The organism is Paraglaciecola sp. IT1134 (assembly GCF_058068185.1).
The window spans coordinates 3,796,439-3,816,899 of sequence record NZ_CM176486.1; the positions used below are offsets into that span (position 1 = coordinate 3,796,439).

Annotated in this window: 17 protein-coding genes and 4 tRNA genes; 2 read left to right on the forward strand and 19 right to left on the reverse strand. The window is 45.3% G+C overall.

Annotated elements, in window-relative coordinates:
- Positions 1–80 precede the first annotated feature (80 nt).
- The 17 genes from ispG to AC3RV5_RS16625 all read right to left on the reverse strand — a co-directional run bounded on the left by ispG (position 81) and on the right by AC3RV5_RS16625 (position 15,867).
- Positions 81–1,199, reverse strand: a complete 1,119-nt coding sequence (gene ispG, locus AC3RV5_RS16545; protein ID WP_489728695.1) for a flavodoxin-dependent (E)-4-hydroxy-3-methylbut-2-enyl-diphosphate synthase — start codon at positions 1,197–1,199, stop codon at positions 81–83.
- Between the two features lie 26 nt (positions 1,200–1,225).
- On the reverse strand, positions 1,226–2,173 hold the full coding sequence (locus tag AC3RV5_RS16550) for a RodZ domain-containing protein (RefSeq protein ID WP_489728696.1): 948 nt from the start codon (positions 2,171–2,173) through the stop codon (positions 1,226–1,228).
- A gap of 10 nt (positions 2,174–2,183) precedes the next feature.
- Positions 2,184–3,221 carry a type IV pilus biogenesis/stability protein PilW gene (gene pilW, locus AC3RV5_RS16555; protein ID WP_489728697.1) on the reverse strand — a complete coding sequence of 346 codons (1,038 nt, stop codon included), beginning with the start codon at positions 3,219–3,221 and terminating at the stop codon, positions 2,184–2,186.
- A gap of 12 nt (positions 3,222–3,233) precedes the next feature.
- The gene (rlmN, locus tag AC3RV5_RS16560) at positions 3,234–4,376 is read right to left on the reverse strand and encodes a dual-specificity RNA methyltransferase RlmN (RefSeq protein ID WP_489728698.1); all 1,143 of its coding nucleotides are present in this window, start codon (positions 4,374–4,376) and stop codon (positions 3,234–3,236) included.
- Positions 4,377–4,498: 122 nt separating this feature from the next.
- Positions 4,499–4,930 (reverse strand): nucleoside-diphosphate kinase, encoded by a 432-nt coding sequence (gene ndk / locus AC3RV5_RS16565; RefSeq protein WP_489728699.1) that lies wholly within the window; start codon positions 4,928–4,930, stop codon positions 4,499–4,501.
- Between the two features lie 510 nt (positions 4,931–5,440).
- Positions 5,441–7,321 carry a SurA N-terminal domain-containing protein gene (locus AC3RV5_RS16570; RefSeq protein ID WP_489728700.1) on the reverse strand — a complete coding sequence of 627 codons (1,881 nt, stop codon included), beginning with the start codon at positions 7,319–7,321 and terminating at the stop codon, positions 5,441–5,443.
- 155 nt (positions 7,322–7,476) lie between these two features.
- On the reverse strand, positions 7,477–7,749 hold the full coding sequence (hupB, locus tag AC3RV5_RS16575) for a nucleoid-associated protein HU-beta (RefSeq protein ID WP_489732189.1): 273 nt from the start codon (positions 7,747–7,749) through the stop codon (positions 7,477–7,479).
- A 236-nt stretch (positions 7,750–7,985) separates the two neighbouring features.
- The gene (gene lon / locus AC3RV5_RS16580) at positions 7,986–10,352 is read right to left on the reverse strand and encodes an endopeptidase La (protein ID WP_489728701.1); all 2,367 of its coding nucleotides are present in this window, start codon (positions 10,350–10,352) and stop codon (positions 7,986–7,988) included.
- A gap of 270 nt (positions 10,353–10,622) precedes the next feature.
- Positions 10,623–11,900, reverse strand: coding sequence for an ATP-dependent protease ATP-binding subunit ClpX (gene clpX / locus AC3RV5_RS16585; RefSeq protein ID WP_489728702.1), 1,278 nt, complete (start codon positions 11,898–11,900; stop codon positions 10,623–10,625).
- A 93-nt stretch (positions 11,901–11,993) separates the two neighbouring features.
- Entirely contained in the window at positions 11,994–12,632 is a 639-nt protein-coding gene (clpP, locus tag AC3RV5_RS16590) for an ATP-dependent Clp endopeptidase proteolytic subunit ClpP (RefSeq protein WP_489728703.1), read from the reverse strand.
- 89 nt (positions 12,633–12,721) lie between these two features.
- On the reverse strand, positions 12,722–14,032 hold the full coding sequence (gene tig, locus AC3RV5_RS16595; RefSeq protein WP_489728704.1) for a trigger factor: 1,311 nt from the start codon (positions 14,030–14,032) through the stop codon (positions 12,722–12,724).
- Positions 14,033–14,764: 732 nt separating this feature from the next.
- Positions 14,765–14,849, reverse strand: a tRNA-Leu gene (locus tag AC3RV5_RS16600).
- Between the two features lie 3 nt (positions 14,850–14,852).
- A tRNA-His gene (locus AC3RV5_RS16605) sits at positions 14,853–14,928 on the reverse strand.
- Between the two features lie 37 nt (positions 14,929–14,965).
- Positions 14,966–15,042 (reverse strand) — tRNA-Arg (locus AC3RV5_RS16610).
- Between the two features lie 32 nt (positions 15,043–15,074).
- A tRNA-Pro gene (locus tag AC3RV5_RS16615) sits at positions 15,075–15,151 on the reverse strand.
- Positions 15,152–15,308: 157 nt separating this feature from the next.
- On the reverse strand, positions 15,309–15,572 hold the full coding sequence (locus AC3RV5_RS16620; protein ID WP_489728705.1) for a DUF5062 family protein: 264 nt from the start codon (positions 15,570–15,572) through the stop codon (positions 15,309–15,311).
- Positions 15,573–15,687: 115 nt separating this feature from the next.
- Complete coding sequence (locus AC3RV5_RS16625) at positions 15,688–15,867, reverse strand: hypothetical protein (RefSeq protein ID WP_489728706.1); 180 nt, start codon at positions 15,865–15,867, stop codon at positions 15,688–15,690.
- 244 nt (positions 15,868–16,111) lie between these two features.
- Between AC3RV5_RS16625 and folD the strand changes: the two genes are divergently transcribed.
- Both folD and AC3RV5_RS16635 read left to right on the forward strand, forming a co-directional pair.
- A complete protein-coding gene (gene folD / locus AC3RV5_RS16630) occupies positions 16,112–16,969 on the forward strand; it encodes a bifunctional methylenetetrahydrofolate dehydrogenase/methenyltetrahydrofolate cyclohydrolase FolD (protein ID WP_489728707.1) in 858 nt (285 codons plus the stop codon).
- Positions 16,966–17,526, forward strand: a complete 561-nt coding sequence (locus AC3RV5_RS16635) for a DUF1415 domain-containing protein (protein ID WP_489728708.1) — start codon at positions 16,966–16,968, stop codon at positions 17,524–17,526. The genes folD and AC3RV5_RS16635 overlap by 4 nt, the downstream gene beginning before the upstream one ends.
- Positions 17,527–17,531: 5 nt before the next feature.
- On the opposite strand, the gene AC3RV5_RS16640 is transcribed toward AC3RV5_RS16635, so the two are convergent.
- Both AC3RV5_RS16640 and AC3RV5_RS16645 read right to left on the reverse strand, forming a co-directional pair.
- Positions 17,532–18,575, reverse strand: coding sequence for a DUF4340 domain-containing protein (locus AC3RV5_RS16640; protein ID WP_489728709.1), 1,044 nt, complete (start codon positions 18,573–18,575; stop codon positions 17,532–17,534).
- Complete coding sequence (locus AC3RV5_RS16645) at positions 18,568–20,460, reverse strand: GldG family protein (protein WP_489728710.1); 1,893 nt, start codon at positions 20,458–20,460, stop codon at positions 18,568–18,570. The genes AC3RV5_RS16640 and AC3RV5_RS16645 overlap by 8 nt, the downstream gene beginning before the upstream one ends.
- Between the last annotated feature and the right edge of the window lies 1 nt (position 20,461).

The window sequence follows — 20,461 nt, forward strand, 5'->3', positions numbered from 1 at the left end:
GCCAGGCATTATAGGGGCTTTGCCGATAAACGTAAAACGCTAGCGACGCTTATTTGCCCATTTACCTATCAAGATAGGAATTAACTGACATCTTTGATTTGAATTTGCCTGGTTTGATCTAATTTAGCTGCTTTGGCCCGGATCCGTTTTTCCAATTGATCCACCAGGTCATCGTTGGACAAGCGTTCTTTTTGGCGCTTGCCGTCAACATAATAACCACTCATGTTACGTGCCCCCGTGAGTCCCAAATCTGAAACTTCCGCTTCCCCGGGACCATTTACCACACACCCGATGATGGATACGTCCATAGGCGTGAGTAAGTCTTCCAGGCGTTGCTCCAGTGCATTGACTGTGCTTATCACATCGAATTCCTGGCGTGAACAACTAGGACAGGCGATAAAATTGATCCCACGGGCGCGAATGCGCAAGGATTTAAGTATATCAAAGCCAACCTTGATCTCTTCCACCGGATCCGCCGCCAGTGAAATACGAATAGTGTCACCAATACCTTCTGCCAACAACATACCCAGCCCAACGGCACTTTTGACCGCTCCGGCCCGGAATCCGCCAGCTTCGGTTATACCTAAATGCAGGGGTTGATCAATTTTTTTGGCCAGGGCCCGATAGGCACCTACAGCCAAAAAGACATCCGAGGCTTTGACACTGACTTTGAACTGGTCAAAATTCAACTTATCCAAGATATCCACGTGGCGCATGGCCGATTCGACTAACGCTTCTGGTGTAGGTTCACCATACTTTTCTTGTAAATCTTTTTCTAACGACCCGCCGTTAACCCCGATACGGATAGGAATACCCATATCTTTGGCACAATCCACGACCGAGCGCACGCGATCCAGACTGCCAATATTGCCTGGATTGATACGCAGGCAATCCACCCCGTATTCCGCCACTTTCAGGGCGATACGATAATCAAAGTGAATATCGGCTATCAGCGGTACGCTCACTTGTTGCTTGATCAGCTTGAACGCTTCGGCGGCATCCATAGTAGGTACCGACACCCGGACAATTTCTCCGCCCACGGCCACAATACGTTTGATTTGCGCCACAGTCGCTGCAACATCTGTGGTCGGCGTATTTGTCATGGACTGCACCGCTATGGGAGCCCCGCCACCTATAGGCACGGTTCCCACATTAATCCGAGTAGACACTCTGCGCGTAATGGGTGATTCTGCAAACATGCTTATTCCTAACTTTTTTGCTTAACTTACTGAATTAATGGCAACGAAAACTCTGCGGTATGCTTGGCGTTGAACCTTGTCATATCCAAATCCTCTCCAGAGTAATTAATTTTCACTACGCCGGGGGCGCCTAATATAACCTTAAAAGGTGGCACGCCAGATACCGTCATCACTCGCCCGGATACCTTTACTCCGTATGCAATAGCTTCACCCGTGGCGTCGGTTAAACTCATCCAGCAGTCATCCATAAATTCAAACACCAGTTGCACTTTTTCCAGCCCGGCGTCTGAGGCATTCACAGCTGTATCTAATAAACCAGTCAGCTGCCCGGCGTCTTGCTGCAAAGAGGGTATATCGGTTTGCTCTTGCGGCAGTTCCTCTGGCTCTATTGGTGCATCGTCCTCTTCGACTTGTGTCACGGCAGGTTGGGCAATAAAGGGTTCTGACGTGACGGCTTTGGTACCTTTTATCGCCGATCCCCCGTCTAATGCAATAGGATCCGTAACAGCCGCAATGGGCGCTGGCGACTCAGCTAAAATTTGTGGCCCCGAGACCGAGGTGTCTTTATTATCTTGCTGGAACCACCATACAACGACCAACGCAACCACGGCCGCTAGAATAAGATATGTCACTAACATTAACTTGTCGTCATTGGCCTGGTGCGCCACCCGCCTGGAAAAACTCTGTAGCTTGGCCGGCTCTTTTTTATGCATGTTAAGCGTATCCAGGGCGTCAAGAATTTCGGCATCGGTGACGCCTACTTGACGCGCGTACAATTTCAAATACCCCTTGATAAAGGTCATTGAAATTCCCTGATCGTAATGATCATTTTCCAGCTCTGTCAGTAAACTCACTTTGAGGTGGATGCGGCTACCGATTTGTTCGAGACTTAGATGATTCGCCAGACGAGCATTTTTCAATAGTTGGCCCGGGCCGATAGGTTGTGGTACTTCTGGTTGTTGTACTTCACTCATTAAACTGGCACTACTCTTCAATTTTAGGGTCTACGACAATTAATTTTTTGCCAACATAAATAGCTGACGGATCTTGCATTTGGTTCCATTCCATCAGACTTTGTATTTTAACGTTATACTGCAGCGAAATGCGATAAAGGTTTTCTTTGGGTTGTACAACATGATAACGCGTTTGCCCGTCGGGGTCTTGTGCGGAAATATCAACTGCAGCTTGCTTATTTTGTTCAATCTGAGCAGCGACTGGTTTGATGGTTTTGCGAGCATTAGGTGCGGATTTAACCCTATCGCGCTGCCCAGCCAAATAGTCTTTTGCCGCTAGATAATTGGGGTAAAGACTGACTATCATGTTGGCATAATCGATAGCAGCTTGCTCTTTGCCAGCGGCTTGCTCTATACGACTGGCTAACCACAAGCTCTGGGCAGATACTTGACTGACATTTTCATAACGGCGCAGGGTCTCTCTTGCCGCATCTGGTTGTTTATTGGCCAACAACATGTCCGCCAACAAAAATAGACTCTTGGCCCGTCCCGGTTGATGATTCAGAGCACTGCCCACATATTCTATGGCGTCGTGCAACTGCCCGTGGCGCTGGCTACACAACGCCAAATTTTCATAAGTTTCGGCAGAAGAGATATAAGAATCGCTATTAACTGCTTTTAAAAAATACACTTTGGCCTTGGTGTAGTTGCCCCTTGCGCATAAAAAAGCGCCATAGCTGTTGGCAATATCCGCATCCCTGGGTGCCAAATTCAAGGCCAGCTGATAGGATTGCTCAGCAGAATTAAACTCTTCTACTGTTTGATAGTAGTAGGCCATGCCGTAATGATTTTGCGCAGAATGCGGAGCAAATTCCAGTGCCTTATCCAGATTGTATTTAGCTTGGCTAAAATTACCGTTTTCTAAATAAGTCAGTCCCAAAGATAATCGGGTTTTGGCTGCTTTAACTTTATCGAAATCCTGATTTTTAGGGACGCTTTGACTGCTACACGCGCAAAGTAACAACAGCGAAAACACCAGCATAACCCGCAAATTTGTCATCAACTTCATGTTATTCCTCAGCTACTGAGCCATTTTCACCGAAATTTCCTCGCCCTTGAGCTGTTTTTTTAACATTCTTTTGGTTCTATCTACCACATCACCAACCAATTGACCGCAAGCCGCATCAATGTCATCACCGCGGGTTTTACGCACCACAACCATCAAGTCGTAGCTGCCCAATACCTTTGCAAAGCGATCGATGCGTGAGTTGCTCGAACGCGTATAAGGTGAGCCAGGATAGGGATTAAACGGGATCAAGTTTATCTTGCAAGGTGTATCGGCCAAAACCTTAGCCAGCTCGTGGGCTTGATCAGTACTATCATTGATGCCATTTAACATCACATATTCTACTGTCACCTTACCCTGATTAGCATTAGATTTCGCCAAATAGCGACGCACCCCGGCTAAAAATTCTTCAATCGGATACTTTTTGTTCACTGGTACCAGCACATCGCGCAGTTTATCGTCAGGGGCGTGCAGGGAAATCGCTAGAGCGACATCGATTTGGTCTCCCAACATATCCAAGGCAGGCACCACTCCCGAAGTACTTAACGTCACTCTCCTTTTGGATAACCCAAAGGCTAGGTCGTCCAGCATCAGGTCCATCGCCGGCACTACATTTTTCAGATTGAGCAAGGGTTCCCCCATACCCATCATCACTACATTTGAGATAGGGCGTTTGGCAGAGTCATTGGATAAACCTATGGTTGTGGCAACGCGCCATACTTGACCGATGATTTCAGAAACACTGAGGTTGCGGTTAAATCCCTGTTGGGCCGTTGAGCAAAAGGTGCATTCCAGCGCACAGCCGACCTGGGAAGACACACACAATGTGGCCCTGTCACCATCCGGGATCCAAACTGTTTCCACTTCTTGGCCACCCTCAAGACGTAAGGCAAATTTTATGGTGCCGTCACTAGCGGTTTGTTGGTAAGCTATTTCTGGCGCCTTAATCTCACAGCGTTCAAGCAGTTTACCGCGCAGGGTTTTATTGAGATTGGTCATTTGCTCAAAATCTGCCACACCCTGCTGATAAATCCATTTCATCACCTGATCGGCACGAAAGGGCTTTTCGCCCATGGCACTAAAAAACTCACGTAAACCCTTACGGTTTAAATCGAGTAAATTAATTTTGCTTGATTTGGCTGAAATAGGCTCAGACATGGATCGGGGTACCTCGGATAAAAGAAAATAGTGTACATTTTTTGCACTGAAACTACTATTTTGTTGGGTTTAAAAGATCACAAAAGGGAGCCTAGGCTCCCTGTCAAAAAATTTTGTTTACATTAACGCGTCCGTGGACAAATTTCTTCGTCAGAGAAAAAATAGGCAATTTCTCGGGCCGCTGACTCGGGAGCATCAGAACCATGACAAGCATTTTCGTCAATTGAAGCGGCATAATCTGCGCGCAGAGTACCGGCTAGTGCATCAGCTGGGTTAGTCGCGCCCATGATTTCACGGTTTTTAAGTACAGCATTTTCGCCTTCTAAAACCTGAACCATAACTGGACCAGATGTCATAAACTCAACCAATGCGCTGAAAAAAGGACGTTCGCTATGCTCAGCGTAAAAGCCTTCTGCTTGTTCTTTGCTAAGGTGTAACATTTTAGAGGCGACTATGCGCAAGCCCGCTGACTCAAAACGATTGTAGATAGCGCCAATAACATTTTTAGCGACTGCGTCAGGTTTAATGATGGAAAAAGTACGTTCTAAGGCCATGTGAGGTCTCCGATGAAAAAATAGCTGATTAAAAATTCGCGCGGATTATAAGGGTTTACCACCTAAAAGCCTAATAATACCCGCGGATATTTTCCAGCCAAGTTTATAACCCTGGGTTGGTGTACTATCTGCTCGCTGGTTGAGTTAGGTATTACTGCACAGGCTTAAACGTAGTACCTGTGAGCCAGGCATTTATAAATGCCTTAAAAATGCGTAGACTGCCCCTATCAGTAACAGTCACTACATAGGGAATCGCTTGCTTAAATTACTCTTTATGCTGCCCTTGGGCCTTTGTCTTCTCTGGTTTGGTTATTTACGACTCAGGGGTTACAGTTTGTCGGATGGAAAACAAGGTTTTGTCTATATCCTGATTTTTTCTTTAGTCGTAGCAGCATTTTATACCCTGATGATGTGGTTAACGGCAACCTGATTGTCAATAAAATACGGCTCTTAGGAGTAAATAAAAAAGGAGCCTAGGCTCCTTTTTTATGGCATTAGCAAAATACTTGGCTAATAAATCGTTATATCCGCTTGAGCCCTCAGAGATTGGATAAATTCTCCATAGGTAAATTGGGCTCGAGTTGAGGCTAAACGATTACGTAAACTTAGCACTTCATTCTCAGGTATGGCGGGGGCTGGATTAACCTTAGTCAGTTGAACCAGGGCGACATCACCATTATATAATTCCACAACATCAGCATTTTTCTTGGCATCAAGACTCAACTGAAACAGCGTGTCCACTATACCCAATTCAAGACTTGAGCCTACGCGTGCCACGCCTTCTTGTAACTGCCACTGGAGTTCCATCTCGGCAAGTTTGGTGCTGATATCCTCACCGGTCTGCATTTGTGTTAGTAGCTCATTAGTCCAAGTTTTAGCAGCCGCTTGTGACTTTTCGGCCAACAAGGTTAATTCAATATCGGCACTGACTTCGTCCACGGATTTGGTTCGTTGTGGCTCTTGCTCAGCCACCCTAACCACAATCACATGATTATCACCCAGTTCGATAACGTCGCTGTTAACATGATCCCTAAGCAACTCATCTGAAAACGCCGCGTTTAATACATTGGGCGTAACCACTTTTGGCGGAGCACTGCGTGGGAAAAGAGCCGTTGTTTGCACTTTTTTATTGGCAATGGCGGCTACTTCATCCAAGCTGTCTGGTAATTCAAAAGCCACCTCAGCCATACGTTGCTGCAAAGCGTAAAACTCTTCTTCGGCTTTCTGGGTTTTCAGTTTGCTCAGTACTTCATCCTGAACTTCACTAAAAGGCGTAGTTTGGGCTTCTTTGATCTCTGTTAACTTGATGATGTGATAGCCGAAGGTACTTTTAACAACAGCCGACACGGCCCCGGCTTCTGGTAGCGCAAACGCTGCTTCTTCAAAGGCTGGATCCATCATGCCTGGGGTTATCCAGCCCAGATTGCCGCCGTCTTCGGCACTAAAAGTGTCGCTTGATGCCGTTTTGGCCAACTCAGCGAAATCATCTCCTGCTTTAACCTTAGCTAAAATATTTTCAGCTTGGGTCTGGGCAGCATCTTCATCATCTGCAAACTCAACTAATATGTGTGAGATCCGGCGCTGCTCTTCGCTACCAAACTCCTGGATGTTTTGCTGGTAATAGGTTTGTGCATCTTCGGCACTAACACTGATTGCTGGCAGCAAATCAGTCAATTCCAGTTCAACATAGGCCAAACTAACTTTCTGTTGGGTATCAAACTGGGAAATATTATTTTGATAATAAGCCGCGATATCTTCTTGGGAAACTTTTATCGCTGATTTGAAAGGACCAGTAGCAACCTGTAAGTAACGCCCGTCACGGGTTTGCTCTTGTAACAGATAGGCAAGCTGAGATTCGCTGCCTAACGTAAACTCACTAGCTAGCAACGCGCTGGACAACTGCCGGCGGGTCATATCAATACGCATATAATCACGGAATTCGTTGGGCTGAAATCCGGCTTGGCGCAATACGGCCTGATAACGCTCGTTATCAAATTTACCGTCGAGTTGGAATTCAGGCATCGCCACAACAGCTTGCTTAATTTGGGCATCGCTGACTCGTAGGCCCAGATCGTCAGCCGTTTGTTCAAGTAACTTCTCGCCAATCAAGCGGTCGAGGATCCCTTGCTTAAACTGCTGCAAATAAGCAGAATCTGCCGCCAGGGCGGAAAAAGCTTCACCAAACTGCGACTCCATGCGTGCACGCTCATTTTGATAGGCGCGTTCCAGGCTAGCCTGACTAATAGATTCATCGTTTACTTCAGCGGCCGACGTATCAGCCGAGGAATTGATGTAACTGCCAACACCGGCAAACACAAAACTTAAAACGACCAATCCTAGGATCCCCATGGCCCATACGCCCTGAGAGCCTTCTCTGATTCTTTCCAACATGTTCGTTTAAAACTCCCAATGAGTTGCTTTAGGTAAGCTGAATTTTTTACTGACTAACTAAGAGGCGGGATTATATATTAATAGTTGTCATTAATTAACCGCAGATAAACAAAAGGCGATGATAAATCATCGCCTTTTCATCAAAAAAGTAGAGCTTAGTTACAAGCGTCTTTTAACGCTTTACCAGCTTTGAACGACGGTACTTTCGCCGCTGAAATTTGGATGGTTTCACCAGTTTGTGGGTTACGACCGCTTCGGGCAGCACGTTCACGTACTGAGAAAGTACCGAAACCTACAAGTGCAACCTGATCGCCTTCTTTAAGAGCCGCGGTAACTGCATCTGTTAATGCATCCAACGCACGGCCTGAGGCAGCTTTAGAAATGTCTGCACTAGCAGCGATGGTGTCGATAAGTTGAGACTTATTCACAATATGATCCCCTTCAATTGTTATTATACTATTACCCGCAAAATGCGATGCGGAAAGTGTTATACCAAGCCTAAAATTTAACTTCAAGCTTAAATTCACAAATCTTTAACTTCTTGGTATCGCCGCAATCCCTTTTGTGACAAGGCCTAAGGCGAAACTGCGACAAAGGCTACCACAACTTTTTGTAGAGTGAAGCCCTAAAATCCAATAAAATCAAAAAAAAACAGGTTTTATGGCTACTTTTTAGCCAATTTGGTCACAACTGGGACAAACTTTTCCGGATTGTCTTGCAGGGCTAACTCCAAAACTTCGTCAATCCAACGCACTGGGTGGATATCTAAATCCTGTTTGACGTTGTCCGGGATCTCTTCTAAGTCCCTTTCATTTTCCTTAGGAATGATCACCGTCTTGATCCCACCGCGGTGGGCAGCCAATAATTTTTCTTTCAAACCACCAATAGCCAGCACTTCACCACGCAGGGTAATTTCACCTGTCATTGCCACATCACAACGAACGGGGTTACCCGTTAATGTCGACACAAGGGCTGTACACATGGCTATACCGGCACTGGGTCCATCCTTTGGCGTCGCCCCTTCAGGGACATGCACATGAATATCGCGCTTTTCATGAAAGTCGTTATTAATTCTCAGTTTTTCGGCACGGCTTCTGACCACTGTCATAGCGGTTTGGATCGACTCCTGCATAACGTCCCCCAAAGAGCCGGTAAAGGTCGTTTTCCCCTTACCTACCACAGAGGTGGTTTCAATGGTTAGCAAGTCACCACCAACCTGAGTCCAGGCTAACCCTGTGACCTGGCCAACCTGATTGTTTTTATCTGCTTTACCATAATCGAAACGTTGTACACCTAAGTACTCCGACAAATTATCCTGGTTTACCCGCACTTGTTTGATATCGTTATCAAGTAAAATACGTTTTACCGCCTTACGACAAATTTTAGAAATTTCTCGTTCGAGGTTACGCACTCCAGCTTCCCGGGTGTAATAACGAATAATGCCAATTATCGCCGACTCGTCAATCACCAGCTCCTTGGCTTTAAGTCCATTGCGGGATATTTGTTTGTCGATTAAGTGACCGGTGGCGATATTGAGTTTCTCGTCTTCGGTATAGCCCGAAAGGCGGATAACCTCCATGCGATCCAGTAAGGGCCCCGGTATATCCATGCTGTTTGACGTCGCAACAAACATCACGTCTGACAAATCATAGTCGACTTCCAGATAATGGTCGCTAAAAGTGCTATTTTGTTCCGGATCCAGCACTTCCAACAGCGCTGAAGCGGGATCACCACGCATATCCGATGAAATTTTATCTATTTCATCGAGTAAAAATAACGGGTTTTTCACGCCTATTTTGGCCATTTTCTGGATCAGTTTACCTGGCATAGAACCTATGTAGGTACGGCGGTGCCCGCGGATCTCAGCTTCATCTCTTACGCCGCCAAGCGCCATACGCACATACTTGCGCCCTGTCGCTTTGGCAATGGATTGACCCAAGGATGTTTTACCCACACCGGGGGGGCCAACCAAACAAAGTATGGGTCCTTTGAGTTTCTTGACCCGCTGTTGCACGGCCAGATACTCGAGAATACGTTCTTTGACTTTTTCCAGACCATAATGGTCTGTATTGAGCAGCGTCTCTGCGGCGGCTAAGTCTTTTTTGACCGCACTGCGTTTGAACCAAGGTACATTCGTTAGCCAGTCAATGTAACTGCGCACCACCGTTGCCTCGGCAGACATGGCTGACATCATTTTTAATTTTGCTAATTCAGTAGTGGCCTTTTTCTTGGCCTCTTCCGGCATTTTTGCATTTTCGATTTTTTGATTCAGCGCTTCAAATTCATCTGGCGCATCTTCCAACTCGCCTAATTCTTTCTGAATGGCCTTCATTTGCTCATTAAGATAATACTCGCGCTGGCTTTTTTCCATCTGCTTTTTAACCCGGGTACGGATCTTTTTCTCAACTTGCAGTAAATCGATTTCACTTTCCATCAAGGCCATCAGATATTCCAGACGGTCGTTGACACCGTCCATTTCTAATACCTTTTGCTTCTCCGCAAGTTTCAAAGGCATATGTGCCGCCATCGTGTCAGCCAAGCGTGCAGCCTGTTCTATACCACTTAGGGAGGTCAAAACCTCGGGCGGAATTTTTTTATTGAGTTTGACATAACCTTCGAATTGGGAGATGGCTGAGCGGATCAACACTTCCTGCTCATTTTCTGGTGCGTCAATGTCTTGTTTGCCGTTAACCTGAGCCACAAAAAAATCATCGGTGCTCACAAACTCGGTGATTTCGCCACGGTGGTTACCTTCGACCAACACCTTGACTGTGCCATCGGGTAATTTAAGCAATTGTAAAATAGTGGCAATAGTACCGACTTGATAGATATCGTCAGTTTCTGGTTCGTCGACCCCTGCATCTTTTTGGGCGACCAAAAATATCTGTTTGTCCTTATCCATTGCAGCTTCCAGGCAACGAATGGATTTTTCTCGACCGACAAATAAGGGAATAACCATATGCGGATAAACCACTACATCACGCAATGCCAAAACTGGCATTTCTGTATAATTAATATTCTCTTTGGTCATATTTGCTCTCGGATAATAAATAGTAAAACTGGCACAATGAAATTGTATATGGGGCTGGGCTGCTAAAGTTCAAACGAAAAAGTCAAACAAACCTGTTTTAACAACGATTAATTATTAGCTCAGAATAAATTCCGCAAAAATTTAACGATAACAGATATAAGATGAATGTTTTGAATTTGTCTGTTTACTCAGCCTAAGACGCAAAGTGACAACCTTATTTAGGACGGGTCAAAACCAATAAAAAAGGCTCCCTGGGGAGCCTTTTATCAATTATTCAGATACGGATTTTTTATCTGGTGCACTGTCATAGATAAGAATGGGTTTGGATTCCCCTCTGATGACAGTTTCGTCCACAACGACTTTGCTTACATTGCTCATAGATGGCAGTTCGTACATGGTATCGAGCAACACCGCTTCAACGATTGAGCGCAGTCCTCGAGCACCTGTCTTGCGTGTCATGGCCTTTTTGGCTATGGCTTGCAGAGCATCATCTCGAAACTCCAATTCGGCCCCCTCCATGGCAAACAAAGCGGAGTACTGTTTGGTCAAAGCGTTTTTAGGTTCCCGTAGGATCTGGATCAAGGCTTCTTCGCTTAGCTCTTCAAGACTGGTCAATACCGGTAATCGCCCGATAAACTCAGGGATTAAGCCATATTTAACGAGATCTTCAGGTTCAACCTTTTTGAACAGTTCGCCTTCTCTGGCTTTATTGCTCGTATCTTTTAAATCAGAGCCAAAGCCAATCCCGGTGCCCTTATTGGCCCGTTGCTCAATCACTTTGTCTAGTCCGGCAAATGCGCCCCCACAGATAAACAGTATCTTTGAGGTATCAACCTGCAAAAATTCCTGCTGAGGATGTTTACGTCCACCTTGGGGGGGTACCGATGCTACCGTACCTTCGATAAGTTTAAGCAAGGCCTGCTGTACACCCTCACCTGACACATCCCGGGTAATAGACGGGTTATCAGATTTGCGTGATATTTTGTCTATTTCATCGATATAAACAATACCGCGCTGGGCCTTCTCGACATCGTAGTCACATTTCTGTAACAGCTTCTGAATGATGTTTTCAACATCTTCCCCCACATAACCTGCTTCGGTCAAAGTCGTGGCATCTGCCATAGTGAAAGGCACATCGAGTAACCTAGCCAAGGTTTCAGCCAACAACGTCTTACCGCTTCCCGTCGGTCCCATCAGCAGAATATTACTTTTACCCAGTTCCACACCATTGTGCACATCACCTTTGCGCAGGCGTTTATAATGATTATAAACCGCTACCGACAACACCTTTTTGGCGTGCTCCTGACCGATAACATAATCATTAAGATGGCTGTGGATCTCCTTGGGAGAAGGTAACTCATCATGCTTTTGCTTAGGGGCAATTTCTTTGATTTCTTCACGAATAATATCGTTACACAGCTCAACACATTCGTCACACACGAACACTGAAGGACCGGCAATTAACTTTCTGACTTCGTGCTGGCTTTTGCCACAAAAAGAACAATACAGTAGCTTGTTATCGCCATCTCCGTTTTGCTTATCACTCATCTATTATCTCTTCTTCATTTTGGCTAACACTGTTATGCATCAGCTCACTATCCGCTTTACTCAAACTTCACGCACAACATCTAGGGTCAGCGGTTACTTCTTAATGTCTAGTTTACCAACATCAGGACGGCTGGCTAGCACTTGATCGACAATTCCGTAATCCACTGATTCCTGGGCTCCTAAAAAGTTGTCACGGTCGGTATCTCGCGCTACTTTTTCATAATCCTGACCAGTATGTTCAGCCATTAAACGGTTCATCTTCTCTTTAATAGACAGAATTTCTTTGGCATGTATTTCAAAATCCGACGCCTGTCCTTGAAATCCTCCCAGAGGTTGATGGATCATCACTCTGGCGTTCGGTAAGCAATAGCGCTTTCCTTTGGTACCACCTGAAAGCAAAAAAGCTCCCATACTGGCGGCCTGGCCAATACAAACTGTACTGACATCAGGTTTAATAAAGTTCATGGTATCGTAAATCGCCATGCCTGCTGTTACTGAACCTCCAGGAGAATTAATATACAGAAAAATATCCTTCTCAGGATTTTCTGCTTCTAAAAATAACATCTGGGCGACAATCAAGTTAGCCATGTGATCTTCAACTTGGCCAACCATAAAAATCACGTTTTCTTTTAATAAACGTGAATAAATGTCATAAGAACGCTCGCCCTTGGCGGTTTGTTCAACCACCATTGGAACTAACGCATTTGTAGGATCAAACGGTGTATTCATCATAAATAGGATTCTTCACAAATAAAAATGCTCGGTATTTACCGAGCATTTAAGCAGCTGCAGACTAGATAAGTCAAATAACAAAGGGCAAATTAAGCCTGTTTGTTCATGATCTCATCAAACGCTTTGGTAACTTCTTTTACTTTCGCTTTAGCGAGTAGTACTTCAACGGCCTGTTCTTCCAGGGCAACATTATTCATTTGTTGCAATAACTCGTCGTTAGTCTTGTAGTACTCAATCACTTCTTGCGGATCTTCATAAGCTGAGGCCGCTGTTTCAATTAGCGCATCAACCTTAGCAGTATCTACTTTCAACTTCTCGGTTTTGATCACTTCACCAAGTAATAAACCTATAGTGACTCTCTTGCGGGCGTTTTCTTCGAACAAATCGCCAGGCAATTCAGGTAAATTAGCTACATCCCCTCCTTGCTGTTGACTAAAGCGCTGTTTAGCTTGCTCTCTAAGTGCACCAATTTCTTGCTCAACCAAAGACTTAGGCAAATCAATTTGGTTTTTTGCTAACAAACCAGCAATCACTTGCTCTTTTACATTAGCTTTTAAGGTTTGATCCAGCTCTCGCTGCATGTTTTTGCGTACTTCAGCTTCAAGAGAATCGATGTTGCCATCTTCAATGCCAAACAACTTGGCAAATTCTTCATCTACCTTAGGTAAATCTAACTGTTCAACTTTCTTGATGGTGATAGTGAACTGTGCTTCTTTACCCTTAAGTTTATCTGCATGATAATCGTCTGGAAAGGTGACATCGGCAATGACTTCTTCACCGGTTTTATTGCCAACAATCGGCTTTTCAAAACCTGGGATCATGCGGTCTTTGCCCATTTCCAACTGGAAATCTTCGGCCTTACCACCTTCAAACTCTTCTCCGTCAATGGTACCAACGAAATCTAGCGTGACGCGATCGTCGCTCTTGGCTTTACGCTTAACTTCTTTGAAAGATGCATGTTGCTTACGCAAGGTGTCCATCATGTTAGCTAAGTCTTTGTCAGAAATTTCAACAACTGGTTTTTCAACTTCGATCTTGTCGGCGTCTTTAACTTCAACTTCAGGATAAACTTCAAATGCCGCCACAAACTCTAGGTCTTGGCCGTCTAGATCTGTTTTCATTTCAAAATTTGGCATACCCGCTGGGGTAATTTTTTCTTGAACGATGGCTTCATAGAAGTTGCGCTGCATGGCTTCGCCAGCAATTTCTTGACGCACAGCTTGACCATAACGCTTCTGTATAACACTGACAGGAACTTTACCTGGACGGAAACCATTAATGCGCTGAGTCTTAGCTAATTGTTGTAAGCGTGACTTGACTGCTGTATCTATGGATTCAGCAGGAACAGTGATGGTAAGACGGCGTTCTAAACCTTGAGTCGTCTCAACGGAAACTTGCATTCTTCTACCTCAACTTTGCGCCGTTTGGCGTTTTATTCGATCATACTGTGGATAACTACAGCAAACTTATGTCAAGCAGCGTAAATTAACTTATCACAGTGTGTAGCGAACCTACTGCGGCCCGCCTCAGTTAAATTTAAGACGCAGAAGTATACAGCCAGGTAAAAACAGAGTCGAGCTTAAAAGTGATATAGGCCAACCTTTTGTCTAATTTGTGGAAAAATAACGAGAATGGCTAAACCAGACCGAATCTCGATTGCTGCCCTTGACTAAAGATTGGGAAGTATTTTTTGGTGCCCGAAATTTTCTTGGGAAAATCAAGGCTTAAGATAAATGACTTAAAATTAAATTAAGGATCAGCCAGAAGTAGATACACCAAGGGGCAACGAAATTGCCAGTGGTCTCTCATCAGGTTACCGCGAACAACTTATTGGTCGTTTTAATTGTGCGTTGTTTGTTGTTTACTATGGATTTTGTGGCCAACAAACGAAATATATTCGTCTGTTTCGAAAAAAATTATAATTTTTGTTAAAGAAAAGACAATCTAAGCAGAGGTAATTATGAGCTTAATTGAGATAACTACGTTGAACGTTGAGAAGTAAAGTTTATTATTCTGACCGGTATTAAATCATCACTATGTAAACCGGAGACTGGCTAACCGATAGATAAGTGATCAATGATACAAAACGCTGCGTTTAACAAACCAAATATCGATTTATTTAACGCTAAATATGGTGCGGAAGGAGAGACTTGAACTCTCACGCCGTGAAGCACTGGAACCTAAATCCAGCGTGTCTACCAATTCCACCACTCCCGCGAATGGGGTGGACGATGGGATTTGAACCCACGACAACCGGAATCACAATCCGGGGCTCTACCAACTGAGCTACGCCCACCAAAGTTATTACTCTTGCTGCCCAGAACCCCAAAAGATGGTGCGCCCGGCAGGATTCGAACCTGCGACCCACGGCTTAGAAAGCCGTTGCTCTATCCAGCTGAGCTACAAGCGCTTGGGTTACAACCTTTACAGCAAATCAGAGAATGGTCGGTGAGACAGGATTCGAACCTGCGACCCCTTGGACCCAAACCAAGTGCGCTACCAAGCTGCGCTACTCACCGACTTAACCCGTAAAGTTATTCTCTGTCTCTCTACGGGGAGCGCATACTAACCAGTTGTTTTTGCCTCGTCAAACACTTTTTCAAAGAAAAATGTCGAGTGCGGTTTTTTTTATCGGATTGGGTACAATTCAAGCAAAAACCTGCCGTTTTTGCCAATTTAGGCATTTCGTAACGGATGGTCTTCAGGGAGTTTATTACGCAACCACATCGCCAGCTTGTGTTTCATACTTAATAAATCTTCTGAGTCGGCTGGTAAAGGGATAACTAATTTATCATTTACCAGCAACCGGTAGATACATTCAACCTTTTGTTTGGCAGAGTCAGTTGGCGAAAATGTTTGATAACCGCGATTTTTGGCATAAGCCTCACCAACTTGCAGCGCTTTTTTAACTAACTGGGTTTCATTGGGTAATTTTTTCATGGTACTGCCTTATTTAACGATCAAGTATTAATGTTGGCCATCGTAGGTCCAACGTCCATTTTTTTGGGTGTTAAGCCCAGAGCAGTCAAATAGTGTTCGTGTTCATAGCTGTCCGCTAAGGCGAGACCTCCTGGTCGTCAAATTGCTTGGCCAGCTGCTGACCATGACCCAGGGTGTAATGCCCTAATCTGCAATCTCGATAAACGGGGATCACAAAATCCAAATCCTCCACAAAGATCCCGGGCCCCTGTTCATAACCCGATAATATACCAACCACTGCTGTGCGTTCGGTCAAAAAATAATAGTCCCGCTTGGGGCCGGCCGCGACCTTTAAGAAGCGAGAGAAAAGGTGTTTGATTTTTTCGCGATGATAACTCAGGAAAAAATCCACATAGTTAGAAAGACGGCTTATCTTTGTTTAGAAACGAGCGTTGAGCAAGCAGATTCATCACAATTGTATTTTTTATGGATGGGTCGATTGCCTGGGTAGGCCGCATTATGTGACAATAGCCAACATAATCCTTTCAGTTGTTTTTCCTATGTCTGCACAAAAAATTGATGGTAAATTAATCGCTAAACATGTTCGTCAACATGTTGCCGCTCATGTTCAGTCCATTGTATCTTCCGGAAAACGCCCCCCCGGCTTAGCGGTGGTACTGGTCGGCAGCGATTCAGCTTCCCATGTCTATGTGGCAAATAAACGTAAAGCTTGTGAAGAAGTAGGTTTTGTTTCAAAGTCCTTTGATCTGCCCTCAACGACGTCCCTGCAAGATTTGCTAGAACTGATTGACAAGTTAAATGCTGATGAAGCCATAGATGGCATTTTAGTGCAGTTACCCTTGCCTGCGGGGTTAGATAAAGAACAGATATTGGAGCGCATTCATCCCCATAAAGACGTGGACGGCTTTCACCCCTATAACATAGGCCGCCTGGCCCAGCGTACCCCGGCTCTTAGGCCTTGCACCCCAAAAGGCATTATGACCCTCATTGAATCGACCAAAAGACCGATCAAAGGGTTAGACGCTGTCATAGTAGGTGCTTCTAATATAGTGGGCCGCCCCATGTTTATGGAATTGCTGCTAGCCGGTTGTACCGTCACCAGTTGCCATAAATTTACCAAAGATTTGCAATCCCACGTGCAGCGCGCCGATTTATTGGTAGTCGCGGTAGGCATTTCAGCGTTTATTCCAGGGGAGTGGATCAAGCCAGGGGCAATAATAATAGATGTGGGTATCAATCGACAAAGTGATGGCAGCCTGGTTGGGGATGTAGAATACAGCTCAGCTGAACAACGGGCCGGCTGGATAACGCCAGTGCCAGGGGGAGTAGGGCCGATGACGGTGGCTAGCCTGCTCGAAAATACCCTGGAAGCCTATGTTAAATATCATTCACAATGAACACCCCCTCACACACTGAGCCCGTCGTGCAGATTGTCCGTACCTGGCTGACTGAGATCATCATCGGCCTTAATTTTTGCCCATTTGCCAAACGTGAATTTGAGCGCAATAGCATTCGCTACCAAATCAGCCATGAACAGAATGTTAAACAGGCCTTGTCAGTGTTGCTAGATGAATTGGCGCTACTGGATGGCTGCAGTGAAGTGGAAACCACATTAATCATTTTCGATATTGGCTTTGGTCAATTTGAGGATTACCTGGATTTGGTTGACTTAAGCAATGCCCTGCTTGAACAGGGTGGGTATGCCGGGATTTATCAGTTGGCAACCTTCCATCCGAATTATTGTTTTGCCGATGAATCGATGGATGACCCGGCAAATTTCACCAACCGAGCCCCCTACCCGATCCTGCATATCTTGCGTCAAAGCAGTATAAACAGAGTATTGCGCACCTACCCCAACCCAGAATCTATCCCCGATAACAACATGGCAAAAGCCAGGGCATTAGGCCTCAACCATTGGCAAGGGGTAATGTCTCGTCTTAGAGGCGTGAAGTAACGCAGCTATAGCGGCGATTCGCCTTCATCTACCTCTCTTGCACCAGACGTTATCACACCGGTTTTGTCCTCTTGGGGTTGCATTAAAAAATCACGTTGGCTTTTATCCAATTGCTCAGCGGCAAAAGTCGATATTTCATATACCCAGTCCAACCAATAATCCTTGGTCAATTCACTGCTCAAGCGCACATAAACCTTGTCGTTGCCCTTCGCCACCTCGGCAGTAAAGGCATGTCCGTAAAAAGTAGTGACATCCAACTCTACTAAGGTGCTTAAGTTGTGCCACTGCAATCTAGCAGGCGCAATTAATCCGTCGAAATTCAAACTGGCAAGATTGATAGCTAACGCCTCCAATACACCTGCATATTTCAACTGGCGATCCTGGGGCATGTTGGTTAAGGTAAACGGAGCATTGGCATCCGCCCGTTGTATATGCCAGGGATTTTTGTCCACTCGGGCGATTTTTGAAAAATCCGTGTCCTCAAAGGGTAAAATAGGCTGTTTAAACCATGCGCTATTGGTCAAGGGCAGTTCAATATTTTTATCCACTAACCATGCCTGTTTACCTTGGGGTAAACGCACATAACTGCCATTGCCCACTGTGGCGTGATTACCGACTAATACTTGCCAACTCTGTTTATCACTACTCAAGCTAACCAGGATGGCTAAGCTATCAGTAGCGTCTACCGCCTGCACCCCAAGGTGATGATAATTACTGGTCTTTGCGGTCTTGGCTTCTATCAACCTCGCCTCGGCCAAAGCAGATACCAAGGCCCCAAGTTCGTCCTTTGCAACCGGGTAACTGCCGATGGTCTGCCCCTGTTCGTCCTGCACCGTCGCCAACCATCGTTCCTGGGTGCGTTTGGCCTGAAATAAGGTGCCCGAAGCGTTGCTCAATTCAATCTGAGTAATAGCGCTCGCCTGCTCATCCAGATTTGGGAACAAAGCTGTTTTGTCCGTTTGGGGCACGACTGCGGTAAATTGCACCCAGTACCCCCCAGCGACAGCGAATACAGCTAACAAAAACAGAACTATTAACGACTTATTCACTCTTTAGCTCCGTCATATTTGATTTGTTTGATTTGTTTGATTTGGGTCGTTTGAATTTACTGCGTAGCAGTCGCCCAAAAAACATCAATAACAATACAAGTATCCAAGGCGCGGCGACAATATTAATAAACTTCAAGCCATTGCCCAGCCGCTCTATATCCTTGTCCAGTTGGTGCCTGACGTCCCTGAGGGCTTTGCGGATTTGGATTTTCTGAGCCGTAAAATTATCAATGGCTTGCTGCTGTTGTGGGGTGATGACCAAAGCGCCATCCTCACTTTGTTGTTCTTGAAGTTGCCTTAACTGGTTCTCGGTATCTTCCAACTGTTGCTGCAGCAATTGTTCTTGTTCACGAAACTTCTCTTCCGCGACAACAGTCAACTGGTCAACCTTATTAAATGGACGGGCAAAAGTTCCCCTGCTGCGGATACTGATTAGGGCGTCACTGCCACCGAGGTTTTCCACCGCATTGGTAACAAAATCACCATTATTGGCAAAGGGCGTGGTAATGGTTTGGCCGAAGAAATCTGACTGCTGTACCCAGAACCGATCGGACAGTAAATCCGTATCCCCTACCATAATGACATTTAAATCTGTTGTTGTGTTTATGAGCTTCACGCCATCAATCCCTTCAGGTGCAGCATCGAAGGCAGATTTTGCTTTTCCAGAAATCCGCGCCGCCAACACATATTCTTTATTTGTGCTGTGATAATCCTTGCTTAACTCCTGGGGATCCCGGGTAGCGGCGTATTTTGTGGCATCAATCAAATCTGCATTAACAGTAGAATGAAACAAGGGGGTCCAACGAACTTCACTGGACGCTAGTTTGTTAAAAACGCCAAAAGAGGCACCGTTGATCACATCGAGATTAGAGGTGGTCACGTCTTTGTCATCAAGCTGATCGCTGGACAAACCAACAAAGCCAAAATGCCGGGCAATCCCGCCTTCCTGAGTACGAATATCCAATCCCGCCATGGCATCAAGAACTACTTGGGAAGCACTAAACTCAATTCCCCATGCCGTTAACAGGGAACCAAGGTTGGAACTGTTACTTTCCAGGGCACCACCGGCAAACATGGCCATCTGGTCAGACTCATTATGTGGATCAACAAAGGCCAGCATTTTCCCGCCCCCCATCAGGTATTGATCTATACCAAAGAGTAACTCATCACTTAATCCACTCGGATGAACTACCATCAATACATCTGTGTCAGCAGGTAGTTCGCTGGCATCGCTGGCAATTTTTTCCACCACGTACAGCTGTTCTAACTGGGCATAAAAGGCCCACTGGGGATCGAATGCACCGGTCATAGGGTTTTGCACTCCCCCCACAGGTAAATCTGTAAGCAAGGTGACTTTTACTTGTTTAGGTTTGGCTAACTGATGGATTAACTTACTGATTTCATATTCCAGAAAACGCTCTTGTTGGGGATCAAAAAACGCGATGACTTTTTGATCATCCAGAGCATTGGTGGCCGCTAGCCCCATGTAAATAGCTTCGCCGGCGGCACCTATATTAGCGGCCGTCAAACCAAATTGGTTGGCGGTATCTTCTTTTTCGGAAAAGGGTTCAGGATCCAAAATCTGTAAGTTAATTTTACCGTTTGCGATACTGGCGTATTCCTCCAACAAACTTTGCACGCGGGTCGCATAATTGCGCAAACTGATCATGTTTTTACTAGCTTTGTCGGAAAAGAAAAAATACAAATTAATCGGCTCATCAATTTCAGTCAGTATTTTTTTACTACCGTCGGAAAGCGAATACACCTGATCTTCGGTCAAATCCAGACGATAGGGAGAAAGTAGCTGGTTGTTAAGCAACACCAGGGCAAAAAACAGTACGGCGATAAAGAGCATACTGAACCAGATCGTAAGTTTATTGTGCATG